We start from the raw sequence: 11,693 nt of genomic DNA on the forward strand, positions 1-11,693 counted from the left end.
GCACGGCCCGAATGGCCGGTCGCGGGCTCGTGGTCAGGTGCCGGGCGCGTTCCGGTAGGCCCGGTAACCCGCCTCGGACAGCATGGTGTTGACCCTGTTCGTGACTGCCTCGGCGTTTCTTCCGGCGGCGATCAGCTCACGCAGCGAGGTGAAGAAGAGGTCGTGGTCCTCCTGCTTCAGGGCGCGTTCGCAGTTCATGCTGCCTCTCTGCGCCAGGGTGCCGAGGGTGTGCCAGGCCGCCTGGGCCTCGGGATCCGGCACCCGAAAGTAGGCGCCGTTCACCCAGCCGGCGATCCTGCCGAAGTCGGCGCAGGTGGGCCGGAGCCGTGCCAGGTAGGCCATACCGGTGTTCTCGGTGTCCAGGGCCGAGCGCACCACGGCATTGATGTGGTGGAAGTCGGCCGCGGCATGCTCCAGCAGGTAGCGGCCACCGAGGCGGTGCCAGGCATGGACCTGCCGTGCCCTGGTGCTCGTGGACACCGGTACGGCAGGGACGTTCGCCCCTTGCCGGGTCACCGACTGCTGCGTCGCTGCGTCGGGGACCATGGTGTGGAATCGCGCCAGAGCGACCGGCACCATGACGGCGACCCCCACCGCCGCCGAGGCGCACACGGCCGCTGCCCCCAGACGTACGCCGAAGTGCCGGGCGCCTGCCGCCCGCCCGCCGCGCCGAGCGCTCCCGCCGTCCACCGCACGTGTCGGCCGCCTCCGCCGTGACCGTACGCGTGCGCCGAGCGACCCGGCAGCGGCCACCAGGAAGGCGGTGATGGCCGCGAGCGTGAGGGTGCCGTTGACCAGATACGCCAGTGACCACCGGAGCGACTGCCAGGCCGGTTCCCAGGAACAACTGGTCTTCAGGGTGTTCAGCGGCGCGACGCAGCCGTCCGAGGTGACGAGAAGGACCATTCCCGCCAGCCCCAGCAGAGCCGCCGTCTCCGCCGCGATCAGGGTGCCGGCCAGCCGGCGCTCCCGGTCGATCCGCGTCCCCGCGACGACGGCTGCCACCACCGTCGCCCCCACCAGGACCACGAACGTCCAGACCAGGTAGCGGACTTCGTAGACTCCGCCATCGCGCCCCCGGCCGGGCCGCGACGTGTGCAGGTAGGCCTGGACACCCGCGAGCCCGAGCCAGCACACCGCCCCGCCCAGCAGCCCCGGACCCAGGACCCGGCGCAGCGGCGGAACCGGCGGTATCGTCGGTACCGGCGCCCGGCCTGCGCCCCCCGGCAGGGCAGCGGCCACCCAGCGGGGAGTGCCCGGGGCCCCGCCGATCGCCCAGGCGGCCAGCGGCAACAGCCACAGCACCGCGACCGCTGCGGGAATCAGCGGTGAGGCGATGAAGCCGTTCAGTACCGGCCGTGTGATGGCGACGACCGAGACCACGGCCGAACGCGTCGCGTCGCCGCCCGGTTGCCCCGCGCCCGAGCCGGGCACCATCTGAAGGACCGCCTGACGTGCACCGCTGCTGCTGTACGACGCCCCGGCCGCCCACGACCACCCGTCCATGGTCCACCAGGCGAACCATGCGGACAGCGCCAGTGTGGCGCAGGTCAGGCTGATCAGCAGCGGCGGACGGAGCGAGCGCCCGCGCCAGGTAGCGGCCCACAGTTGGGCGCACCGGGAGAGCCACCAGGTGAAGGCGACCCCGGCCCCGAGGACCAGGATCAGCACCGCCGGCCGCTGGGGCAGCCATTCGGCGCCGCCCGTGCCGTATCCGGTGAACAGCCCGCCCGCGCCCAGTCCGACGCCCAGCCACAGCCCCGTCCGTCTCCCTGAGGGCACCGGGCCGCCCGTCAGGACCGCGTACGCCACCGTCCGCCACAGCGCCGTCCCGATCACCACGGCGACCAGCACGGCGGGGGCCAGCGCGACCAGTTGGATGCGCCACAGGCTGTACAGGTTGTACGTCGACAGATAGGTCAGCAGGTGAGAGTTGACCATCGAGGCCGCCGCTCCGGTGAGAAGGACCGGCACGGCACGGACACCGAACAGCGGCTTCGGGTCCGTCAAGGCGTGACGACGCTCCTCCCCACGCGGATGCGTGCCCCAGTGCTCACGCAGCGAACCGAGCACATGGCGCCATCCGCCGCCCTCCGGTGCCCGGGCGGTGGTGTCCCACCCTCGCGGGTCCGCGCCCCAGCGCACCGCTGCCAGGTCCGCGTACACCTCCCGGCTGCGCAGCACGTCCGAGCGTGCGAGATGGACGAGCGCGACGGTCATCACCGGGAGCAGCAGTCCGCGGGCCACACTCGGCGCGTCGGTCGACCACGACCACCCCTTGAGGACGTCGTGGACCCGTACGCTCTCCCAGACCAGATAGGGCGCGAGCACCAGGGCGAGGAACACCCGCCAGAGGGCGATGGTGCCGTAGGTGACGGTGACGTCCCGGTTGGCGATGTGGGCGAACTCGTGCAGCACCACCGCCCGGAAGCGCTTCGGGACGCTGTCCCGAAGGGCGAGCAGGCCGCCGTACAGACAGACGACCGGCCGCCGATTGCGGCCGAAGACCACCGCGCCGGCCGAGAGCGAGGACCGGTCCACGACCACGCGCGGCAGCCGGGCCAGGCCGGCGGTCCCCGCCAGCTCCGACAGCCGGACGCGGATCTCGCCGTCCGGGTCCACGGACTCCAGCGGAACGGCGCGGCGTCGCCGGGCCTTCCAGGCCGGCAGCAAGGCGAACAGCAGGGCGGCCGCGACGGACAGCAGCACCGGCCAGCCGTAGATCTGCCACGGCGCGGGAGGTGAGGCGTACTTGGCCATGCACGCCTGGTACGGCACCGCTTGGCTGAGGGCGTTGACCGCCGATGCCATGTCCCCGGACCGGTCCGGGTCGATGCCCAGGGCGAGTTGGCAGCCCACGCGGTCCCTGCTGTGCAGCGAGGTGACGACGGGCAGCATGATGGCCCCACTGGCGGCCAGGAGCAGGACAATCAGCAGCGCGAAGCGCGCGGTCGTACCCGCGCCCATCGCCCGTTCGTCGATCTGGGACCGAGAGGCGGGCGTACCCATCGCCGCCTCAGTCCTCTTGAGTGGTACCGGTGACGGCGGGGTTGTCCGGTCTGCCGGGGGCCGGGGCGGCCGGCTCCGCCAGCACCAGCCGGGCGACCACCGAGTCCGCGACCTCCGAGGCCCGCTGGGCGGGGAGCCCGCGCTGCTCCGCGCACTCCAGCACCAAGCACCGTACCTCGGCGAGCTGTTCGCGGGTCAGCGGGGGCATCGTGACCGGCGGCCGGCTCCTGCGGAACAGCCGGCGCAACAGCTCGGTCGACCGTTGCGACGTCACTTCCACGGCGGTGTCGGCGAAGCGTCTGGCAGCCTGGTCCAGCGTCAGCCAGATCACGGGCGTGATCAGCACCGAGATCTCGCCGATGCCGAATTCCAGAGGCTCACGACGGCTCCTCTGTCCCCTCAGACGCCGGACGGCCGTGGCGTCATCGACGTCCAACAGACCGTCAACCAGCGGCAGTTCATGCGGATGTAGGTCGGCGACCGCCTCGCGGACCAGGTCGCGTACCCGGCGTTCACCGGACAATCCTGCTTCTGAATCCATGTCATCCCCCAGAGATCACGTGAACGGTCGGTGCGGTCGGGGCGGTCTTGACCCCCGTGACGAAAACGGACCACGCCGGCGCTGGGAAGGCGAGGCCCGGCGCGTGCGGGGTCTTGGAGTCGCGGACGGGGACCATACCGGTCAGGCCGTCGGCCACCTCCAGACAGTCTCCTCCGCTGCCGCCGCTGAAGGTGGACTTCCGCCAGGTGGCCGCGCCGGGGAACTCCCTGGCGATTTCGAGGCAGTTGCCGCCGGTGCCTCCGCTGTAGCTCGACTTGTGCCAGGTCGCCGCGCTCAGGTCGTACTCACGGCTGCTGCTCGTCACGTGCGTAGTCCTCCGCCACTGATTCGACCAGGGCCAAGGATGCTCTCGGTGACAGTGCGGTGGCCCCCAGTAGATCGTAAGTCAGTTCGTATCGGGTGACCGTTGCCGGATCGTCCAGCAGTTGGCCCGATCCCGTGCTCTGGAGATAGACGAGCGGAGGCGCGTCCTCGAAGGTCATCAGCTTGAGGGCGCCCTCCATCGCCGCGTGCGCGCCGGCCCCGAAAGGCAGTACCTGGACGAGGATCCGGTGGCGCCGCGCCATGGCCGTCACATGGCGCAGCGCCTCCGCCATCACGGCCGGACTCCCCACGGGTCTGCGCAGTACCGCCTCGTCGAGCACCGTCCAAACCATCGGTTTTGTTGGGTCCTTCAACAACACGGCCCGCTCCAGCCGCGCCGTCAGCAACTCCTCCATGGCATCCTCCGGAGCCGTCGGGTGGTACGCGCGGAAGACCGCCGTCGCGTACGCCCCCGTCTGGAGCAGGCCCGGGATGAGCTGCGGCGCGTACTCGCGGATCATCGTCGCCACCGCCTCGGCCTCCGCCGCCTCGGCGAAGTGGTCCGGGTACTTGGACTTCTTCAGCGCCTCGCAGTTGCGGAGGAAGAAGCCGTCCGTCTTGAATGTCTGGTCGAAGTGGGTCGCGTACTCGGGCTGCATCCTGCGCGTACCCGCCTCCAACTGCCCGATGAACGAACCGCTGACGAACAGCGCCGCGCCCAACTCGTCCTGGGACATGTTCGCTTCGGTCCGCTGGTGCCGGAGCTCCGCGCCGAGCATGGCGCGGGGCGACGAGGAGGGATCGAGCGGTTTCGGGCCAGGCATGGGGAACTCCCGGTTCGGACAGGTGGCGCTGTTGGGACGCCTGCTCTGTTCAGGCTAACCACTCTCGGACACGCTGTGTGCACGTAACCGGTACAGAGCGTGGGAGTGGACATTGAACGCGACACGGGTCACCAGAGTCATGGATGCGACGCCCCGGACGGGCGAGACCCTGCACCGGTTCCGGCTGATCCACTGCCAGGCCGAGGGCGCGCCGGACTGCTACGCCCCGCGCTACGAGGTGCTGCGGGCCGATCCGCCGCAGGGGTGTTCGGTCGAGTGTTTCGGCGACTACTTCTGCCTCCGCTGCGAGCGTCCCGGCACCACCCTGCTCGCCGCCGTGGCGCCGCTGTGCGCGGAGATCCGGGAGGATTACGGGGTCCTCATGAACGACCTGGGGATCGAAGGGCTCTGGGACTGGACAGCCGACGGCACGGACGGCCGCGGTGCGGAGATCGTGGGGCAGTTGCTGCTGATGGCCGCCGAGCGGGGGCCGCTGCTCGGGTACGACGTGGACGACCTGGTGGAGTTCCTGCGTACGGCCGCGGGCGGGTGAGGGCCCGGCTGTTCGGGGCGTCAGATCGCGGAGGGGTTCGCGTGGGGTCGCGGCGGCGGGGACATGGGCGCCGACGCGGGTGCGGTGGTCGTGGGCGGGGGGCCAGGTGTGTTGAGGTCGGTCAGTATCGTTCGGGTGAAGCCGAACCAGTACGTGGCGGCGAACCCCGTGACATATCCGGTCAGCAGCCCGCCCCCGTACACCGCGAGCGCCGCGCCCGGACCCCGGTCGCCGGCCAGCAGCGGGAGGAGCGCCCAGCCGGACGGGCCGATCGCCGTCGAGCCGACCGCCGTGCCGAACTGGTGGAACAGGCCCACGAATCCGCCGCCGGCCGCGCCACCCGCGCACGCCGTCACGAAGGGGCGGCCCAGGGGGAGCGAGACACCGTAGATCAGGGGTTCGCCCACTCCGAGGAGGCCCGCGGGGAGGGCGGAGCGGATGGTGCGGCGCAGGGAGGCGTTGCGGGGGAGGCGTACGTAGACCGCGGCCGCCGCGCCGACCTGGCCCGCGCCCGCCATCGCCAGGACCGGGAGCAGCACGGTGTAGCCCTGCTGCTCGATGAGCGTCGTGTGGATGGGGATCAGCGCCTGGTGCAGACCCAGCATCACCAGCGGCAGGAACAGCCCGCCCAGTACCAGTCCCGCGCCGGAACCGCCGTACGTCAGCAGCCAGTTGGCGAAGTGGCCGATGGCGGTGGCGACGTGGCCGGCCACGTACATCAGGCCGTACAGCGTGGCCAGTCCGGCGACGAGGACGGTCAGGGCCGGGGTGACGAGGACGTCCAGCGCCTCCGGGACCCGCCTGCGGCACCACTTCTCGACGCGCACCGCGAGGACCGCCGCGGCGAGCGCGCCCAGCACCCCGCCCTGGCCCGGCGCGAGTTGGCGGCCGAACACATCGACATGCGCGACGCCGGGGAAGACGATGACCGCGGCGACGGCGCCGCCCAGCACGGGGGTGCCGCCGAACACCTTCGCCGTGTTGTGGCCGACGAATACCGCGATCAGCGACATGAATCCGGCGGAGAGCGCGGCCAGCGCGGGAGCCAGCGAGGGCAGCCAGCGCAGATTGGTGAGCAGCCCGCCCAGGCCCGCGATGATGCCGCAGCCGATCAGGGCGGGAATCAGCGGGACGAAGATGTCGGCGATCCGGCGCAGGAGGAGCCTGACCGGGGTGGCGTTCCTCGCCTTCCGCGACACCCTGATCGCCTCGCCCTTCGCCGCCAGGACGTCGGCGGTCGACGGCGTACGGGACGGCCGTGTCAGCAGCGCCTCGAACTCCGGGGTCACCCGCGCCACCGTCCCCGGACCCAGCACGATCTGGTACGTGTCGTCCTCCACCACCCCGAGCACCGCGGGCAGCGCCCGCAGCTCCGCCTCCCGCACCAGGGAACGGTCGTGCAGTCCGAGGCGGAGCCGCGTCATGCAGTGGGCCACGGAGGCGACGTTCCCGGCGCCTCCGACGAGCGGGAGGAGCGCTTCCGCTGTGGCGCGGTTCTTGTCCATGGGCCCTGTCTTCGTGCTTCAGGAGGTCAAGGGGTGGGGGACGGGCGGGTCCGCAGCAGCGCCGCGCGCAGGTGGCCGTCGTGCTCGGTCAGCAGCCGGGCGGCCGTCGGTCCGTCGACGGCGCCGAGGATGAGCAGGATGGCGTTCTTGACCTCGCCGCCGGTGGCGGCGAGCGCCGACTCGATCTCGTCGTCGGACGCGCCCGTGGCGAGCGAGACGATCCGGCGGGAGCGGGCGCGCAGCTTGTCGTTGGAGGCGCGGACGTCGACCATGAGGTTCCCGTACGTCTTGCCGCGCCGGATCATCGTGATCGTCGAGAGCATGTTGAGGACGAGCTTCTGCGCCGTACCGGCCTTGAGACGGGTGGAGCCCGTGAGCAGTTCGGGCCCGACGACCACCTCGATGCCGTGTTCGGCCGCCGCCGCGAGCGGGCTGCCCTCGTTGCAGGAGAGGCCGATGGTGAGCGAGCCGAGGGAGCGGGCGTGCTCGACGGCGCCGACCGCGTACGGGGTACGGCCGGAGGCGGAGACACCGACGACCGTGTCCGCCGAGGTCAGCTTTATCGCCGTCAGATCGGCCGCCGCCAGTTCCCCGGAGTCCTCGGCGCCCTCGACCGAGGTGACCAGCGCGCCGGGGCCGCCCGCGATCAGGCCGACGACCTCGCCCGGGTCGGTGTTGAACGTCGGCGGGCACTCACTGGCGTCCAGCACACCGAGGCGCCCCGCCGTGCCGGCACCCGCGTAGACCAGCCGGCCCCCGCGTGCCACCCGCTCGGCCGCGGCGTCGATGGCGGCGGCGATCCGGGGGAGCTGGGTGGCGACGGCGGCGGGGACGGTGGCGTCCTCGCCGTTCATGATCCGTGCGATGTCGAGCGTGGGAAGCCGGTCGATCTCGGCGAGTTCGGGGCGGAACGCCTCGGTGGTGAGGCCGTCGAGCTGGGCGCGGAGGTCGCCGTACGCGCCGCCGTACGCGCCGTTTTCCGTGTGGTGCGTGTGGTGCGTGTGGTTCATGTCGTGCGTGGAGGACATGGGGAAGCGGCTCTTTCTTTCCGGGGGTACGGGCGCCGGTTTCCGGGGGTGCGGGTGCCGGGTGAAGGAGGTACGCGGGCGGGGCTGCCTGGACCGGGGTGTCAGCGGGTGCTGCTGCGCGGCCGGTGGCGGTGCGCGAGCGCTTCGTACGACGCGGAGAGCGCGGGCGCGGCCGTCTCGTACGTACGCTGCGCCACGCCTATGAACAGGCAGTCGACGACGAGGAGCTGGCTGGTCCGGCTGGACATGGCGGCCGGGCGCAGCTCGCTCTCGCGGGCGGTGGACGTCGTCAGCACATGGTCGGCGTACTGCGAGACCGGACTGTCCGGGCGGCCGGTGATCGCGACCGTTGTCGCGCCCCGGTCGAAGGCGACGCGGAGCGGTTCGATGACATCGCCGGTGGAGCCGGAGTGCGTGATGGCGACGGCCACATCGCCGGGCTGGAGCTGGACGGCGTTGGTGACGGCGAGGTGCGGGTCGCTGTGGGAGTGCGCGATGAGTCCGATACGGAGCAGTTTCTGCGCCAGGTCCATGCCGACGAGGGAGGACGCGCCGACGCCGTAGATGTCGATCCTGCGGGCGGCGACGGACGCGGCGACGACGGCGCCGAGCTGGACGGTGTCGAGCCCGGCGGCGGTGTCGGCGAGCGTCTGCTGTTCGTCGTAGGCGAGCTTGGCGACGACGTCCCCGATGGGGTCGTCCACGGCTATGTCGGCGGTGACGGAGGGCGCGCGGCCGGACTGCTGCTGGGCGGCGAGGCCGGCGAGGGCGAGGCGCAGATCGCGGTAGCCGGGGTAGCCGAGGAGCCGGGCGGTGCGGACGACGGTGGCCTCGCTGGTGCCGGTCAGTTCGGCGAGGCCGGTGACGGTGAGTGCGGCGCAGCCGGCGGGGTCACCCGCGACGGCTTCCGCGACGAGCTGCATGGAGCGGGTCATGGTCGGCGCGAGGGTCCGCACCTTGGCGGCGAGGGCGGCGGGGGCGGGGGGAGCGTCACCGCTGAAACTTTCCTTCACGTCATGGGTCACCCTTGAAAGATATTTTCGTCATATCGGACCGTCAACCCCCTCGGGCGGGGCGGGGCCGGCGTCCGGGTGACAATGACGGAATGGACGACGAGACCCCGGCCCCGGAGCCGGACCGGCCGGACGCGACCCCGGCCCCGAGCCCTGATCCGCTGGAGAGGGCGCTGCACGCGGCCCGCGCGCTGGTTCTCGCGGACCTGGCCGCCGGGGACGTGGCGCGCCCCGAGGTCGTCTCCCTGGTCGAGGAGTCGGTCTCGCACCGCCGCTGGTGGGTCGGGCAGTGGCCGGAGGGCGTGGAGTTCGTGGCGGGGCTGGTCGCCCAGGACGTCCAGGACGCGCTGATGGAACGGTACGGTCGCTGGCCGCTCTGCCCGGTCTGCGCGGAGGCCGAGCCGCACGCGCTGGAGGTGGAACCGGAGCTGGGGCCCGACCCGCACTGGGTGTGCGGGAAGGCGGGGGTGGTGGTCGCGGCGGTCGGCGCGCTGGGCGGGGCGGACGGGGCCGGTGGGCCGGACGGGGCCGGCGGGGCGGGGCCCGTATGACCGTGTACATCGACCCGCCCACCTGGCCCGGTCATGGCCGGATGTGGTCGCACCTGGTCAGTGATGTCTCCTTCGGTGAGCTGCACACCTTCGCCGCCTCGATGGGCTGCCCGCCACGTGCCTTCGAGCGGGACCACTACGACATACCGTCGGACCGTTACGGCGACGCCGTGCGGGCGGGCGCGGTGGAGATCGGCCCGAAGGAACTCGTCCGCCGGATCACCGAGGCGGGTCTGCGCCGCCCGAAGCACCGCGCGATTCCGTGATAGCCTCTAATTATATCTTGATGGTGTAGTTGTCCGGTACGGAAAAGGCTTCGGTACGGAAGAGGCGTGGAAAGGCGGCCTGCCATGACGGACACGGGCACGAAGACCCCGCGCGAGCGCTACCGCGCCCAGGTGCGCGCGGAGATCAAGGAACGCGCCTGGGAGCAGATCGCCACGGCGGGCGCGTCCGCGCTCTCCCTCAACGCGATCGCCAAGCTGATGGGCATGAGCGGCCCCGCGCTCTACCGCTACTTCGCCGGCCGCGACGAGCTGATCACCGAGCTGATCAGGGACGCGTACCGGAGCCTCGCCGACGCCTTCCACGCGGCCGTCGCGTCCGGCGCCGATGTGACCGGGCTGGCGCACGTACTGCGCGAATGGGCCCTGGCGGATCCCCACCGGTACCTCCTCATCTACGGCACGCCCGTCCCCGGCTATCACGCGCCCGACGACATCACCGCGATCTCCTCGGAGATCATGGGGATGCTGCTCGACGCGTGCGGTGAGCTGCCCCCGGCGGCCCCGGCGGCCCCGGCGGCCCCGGCGGCCCCGGCGGCCCCGGCGGCCCCGGCGGCCCCGGCGGCCCCGGCGGCGGAGTTCGACGGTCATCTCGCGGACCACCGGGGCTGGGCGGGCGCCCACCCCGCCCCGGACGTCATCCTGCACCGTGCCCTGACCTTCTGGACCCGGCTGCACGGCGTGCTGTCCCTGGAACTGGCGGGTCATTTCACCGGGATGACGTTCGACCCGGCCCTGCTGTTCACGGCCGAGCTGACAGATCTCGTCCGTCCGCGGCCCGCTCGCTGACCCCGCCCGGACCGGCGGACGGGCCGACGGCCGAAACGGTGGCCGAACCGACGGCGGAGTCGACGGCGGAGTCGACAGCCGCGCACGCCGCCGAGCCGGTCACCACCCGGCTGGCCGTCGCGCGGTGGAAGCGGAGCGAGAGTGCCGCCAGGCCGATCGCGACCACGGTCATCGCCGCGCCCGCCCACGCCGTCGAGGCGAAGCCGAGGTCCGCGTCGATCACGGTGCCGCCGAGCCAGGGGCCGCCCGTGTTGCCGAGGTTGAAGGCGGCCGTCGTGGTGGCGCCCGCCAGAGTGGGGGCCGCGGCGGCGATGTTGAACATACGGGCGTTGAGCGCGGGCGCCGTGTAGAACGCCGAGACCCCGAGCAGGAACGTCAGGACGACGACGGCGACCGGGTGCGCGGCGGTCAGCGCCAGCAGCGCGAGCAGCACCGTCGACGCGGTGACCCCGCTGATCAGGACGCCGAAGAGGTGCGCGTCCGCGTACCGGCCGCCCAGCGCCGTACCGACCAGCGCGCCGATGCCGAAGAGCGCGAGCACCGTAGGGACCCAGCCGCTGTCCAGGCCCGCCACATCCGTGAGCAGCGGGGCGAGGTAGGAGAACGCGCAGAAGACACCACCGGCCGCGAGCGCGGTGACGGCGATGGCGAGCCAGACCTGACGGTCCCGGTAGATGGCCAGCTCCCGCCCCAGCCGCGGCTTCTCGGCGGGCAGCGGGATGCGCGGGATCAGGGTCGCCACACCGACCAGCGCGACCGCCGAGGCCGCGCCGACCGCCCAGAACGCCGAACGCCAGCCCAGGTGTTCCCCGAGGAACGCGCCGGCTGGGACGCCGAGCACATTGGCGATGGAGAGCCCGCCGATCATGACGGCCATCGCGCGGGCGCGCGCGTTCGGCGCGACCATGGCGATGGCGACGGCCGCGCCGACCGCCCAGAACCCGGCGCACGCGAACGCGCTGACCACCCGGGACACGAACAGCACCTCGTACGAGGGGGCGAGCGCGCCCGCGACCTGACCGAGGCCGAAGACCGAGATCAGGGCGATGAGCGTGGTGCGGCGGGGGAGGCGCAGGGTGGCCACGGCGAGCAGCGGGGCGCCGACGACCATGCCGATCGCGAACGCGGAGATGAGCAGTCCGGCGGTCGGGATGGACACGTCCATGTCGGCGGCGAGCGGCGGCAGTAGCCCGGAGAGCATGAACTCGCTGGTGCCGAGCGCGAAGACCGAGAGGCCGAGGATGTAGACGGCCAGCGGCATACGGTCTGCGG

12 protein-coding genes are annotated in these 11,693 nt (G+C 72.3%); 4 read left to right on the top strand and 8 right to left on the bottom strand.

What is annotated here, in order from left to right; genetic code table 11:
• Positions 1-33 precede the first annotated feature (33 nt).
• Genes ACIQ7D_RS17050 through ACIQ7D_RS17065 form a run of 4 tightly spaced genes read right to left on the bottom strand, consistent with a single transcriptional unit; the run spans position 34 to position 4,698 of the window.
• A complete protein-coding gene (locus ACIQ7D_RS17050) occupies positions 34-3,009 on the bottom strand; it encodes a M48 family metalloprotease (RefSeq protein WP_403938214.1) in 2,976 nt (991 codons plus the stop codon).
• A gap of 7 nt (positions 3,010-3,016) precedes the next feature.
• Positions 3,017-3,550, bottom strand: coding sequence for a hypothetical protein (locus ACIQ7D_RS17055; protein ID WP_403938216.1), 534 nt, complete (start codon positions 3,548-3,550; stop codon positions 3,017-3,019).
• 1 nt (position 3,551) lies between these two features.
• Positions 3,552-3,875, bottom strand: a complete 324-nt coding sequence (locus ACIQ7D_RS17060; RefSeq protein ID WP_403938218.1) for a DUF397 domain-containing protein — start codon at positions 3,873-3,875, stop codon at positions 3,552-3,554.
• On the bottom strand, positions 3,856-4,698 hold the full coding sequence (locus tag ACIQ7D_RS17065; RefSeq protein ID WP_403938220.1) for a helix-turn-helix domain-containing protein: 843 nt from the start codon (positions 4,696-4,698) through the stop codon (positions 3,856-3,858). The genes ACIQ7D_RS17060 and ACIQ7D_RS17065 overlap by 20 nt, the downstream gene beginning before the upstream one ends.
• Positions 4,699-4,837: 139 nt before the next feature.
• Here ACIQ7D_RS17065 and ACIQ7D_RS17070 point away from each other — a divergent pair, with 139 nt between their 5' ends.
• Entirely contained in the window at positions 4,838-5,251 is a 414-nt protein-coding gene (locus tag ACIQ7D_RS17070; RefSeq protein ID WP_403938222.1) for an amidase, read from the top strand.
• Positions 5,252-5,271: 20 nt separating this feature from the next.
• Here ACIQ7D_RS17070 and ACIQ7D_RS17075 read toward each other — a convergent pair whose 3' ends face one another.
• The 3 genes from ACIQ7D_RS17075 to ACIQ7D_RS17085 all read right to left on the bottom strand — a co-directional run bounded on the left by ACIQ7D_RS17075 (position 5,272) and on the right by ACIQ7D_RS17085 (position 8,809).
• A complete protein-coding gene (locus tag ACIQ7D_RS17075) occupies positions 5,272-6,756 on the bottom strand; it encodes a PTS transporter subunit EIIC (protein ID WP_403938224.1) in 1,485 nt (494 codons plus the stop codon).
• 26 nt (positions 6,757-6,782) lie between these two features.
• Positions 6,783-7,784 (bottom strand): N-acetylmuramic acid 6-phosphate etherase, encoded by a 1,002-nt coding sequence (gene murQ, locus ACIQ7D_RS17080; protein WP_403938225.1) that lies wholly within the window; start codon positions 7,782-7,784, stop codon positions 6,783-6,785.
• Between the two features lie 101 nt (positions 7,785-7,885).
• A complete protein-coding gene (locus tag ACIQ7D_RS17085; protein WP_403938227.1) occupies positions 7,886-8,809 on the bottom strand; it encodes a MurR/RpiR family transcriptional regulator in 924 nt (307 codons plus the stop codon).
• A gap of 80 nt (positions 8,810-8,889) precedes the next feature.
• On the opposite strand from ACIQ7D_RS17085, the gene ACIQ7D_RS17090 reads away from it, so the two are divergent.
• From ACIQ7D_RS17090 to ACIQ7D_RS17100, 3 genes are all read left to right on the top strand, one after another.
• On the top strand, positions 8,890-9,348 hold the full coding sequence (locus tag ACIQ7D_RS17090) for a hypothetical protein (protein WP_403938228.1): 459 nt from the start codon (positions 8,890-8,892) through the stop codon (positions 9,346-9,348).
• Entirely contained in the window at positions 9,345-9,614 is a 270-nt protein-coding gene (locus tag ACIQ7D_RS17095; protein WP_403938230.1) for a DUF4031 domain-containing protein, read from the top strand. The genes ACIQ7D_RS17090 and ACIQ7D_RS17095 overlap by 4 nt, the downstream gene beginning before the upstream one ends.
• An 84-nt stretch (positions 9,615-9,698) precedes the next feature.
• Positions 9,699-10,421, top strand: a complete 723-nt coding sequence (locus tag ACIQ7D_RS17100; RefSeq protein WP_403938231.1) for a TetR/AcrR family transcriptional regulator — start codon at positions 9,699-9,701, stop codon at positions 10,419-10,421.
• On the opposite strand, the gene ACIQ7D_RS17105 is transcribed toward ACIQ7D_RS17100, so the two are convergent.
• Entirely contained in the window at positions 10,375-11,682 is a 1,308-nt protein-coding gene (locus tag ACIQ7D_RS17105; RefSeq protein WP_403938345.1) for a Cmx/CmrA family chloramphenicol efflux MFS transporter, read from the bottom strand. The genes ACIQ7D_RS17100 and ACIQ7D_RS17105 overlap by 47 nt on opposite strands.
• Between the last annotated feature and the right edge of the window lie 11 nt (positions 11,683-11,693).

The sequence above is a fragment of the Streptomyces sp. NPDC096310 genome (assembly GCF_044763125.1).
Classification (GTDB): domain Bacteria; phylum Actinomycetota; class Actinomycetes; order Streptomycetales; family Streptomycetaceae; genus Streptomyces.

Bases quoted from the DNA above. Each gene is read 5' to 3' on its own strand.
- ACIQ7D_RS17050 (WP_403938214.1), bottom strand. From the start codon at position 3,009: ATGGGTACGCCCGCCTCTCGGTCCCAGATCGACGAACGGGCGATGGGC.
- ACIQ7D_RS17055 (WP_403938216.1), bottom strand. From the start codon at position 3,550: ATGGATTCAGAAGCAGGATTGTCCGGTGAACGCCGGGTACGCGACCTG.
- ACIQ7D_RS17065 (WP_403938220.1), bottom strand. From the start codon at position 4,698: ATGCCTGGCCCGAAACCGCTCGATCCCTCCTCGTCGCCCCGCGCCATG.
- ACIQ7D_RS17070 (WP_403938222.1), top strand. From the start codon at position 4,838: ATGGATGCGACGCCCCGGACGGGCGAGACCCTGCACCGGTTCCGGCTG.
- ACIQ7D_RS17075 (WP_403938224.1), bottom strand. From the start codon at position 6,756: ATGGACAAGAACCGCGCCACAGCGGAAGCGCTCCTCCCGCTCGTCGGA.
- murQ (WP_403938225.1), bottom strand. From the start codon at position 7,784: ATGTCCTCCACGCACGACATGAACCACACGCACCACACGCACCACACG.
- ACIQ7D_RS17090 (WP_403938228.1), top strand. From the start codon at position 8,890: ATGGACGACGAGACCCCGGCCCCGGAGCCGGACCGGCCGGACGCGACC.
- ACIQ7D_RS17095 (WP_403938230.1), top strand. From the start codon at position 9,345: ATGACCGTGTACATCGACCCGCCCACCTGGCCCGGTCATGGCCGGATG.
- ACIQ7D_RS17100 (WP_403938231.1), top strand. From the start codon at position 9,699: ATGACGGACACGGGCACGAAGACCCCGCGCGAGCGCTACCGCGCCCAG.
- ACIQ7D_RS17105 (WP_403938345.1), bottom strand. From the start codon at position 11,682: ATGCCGCTGGCCGTCTACATCCTCGGCCTCTCGGTCTTCGCGCTCGGC.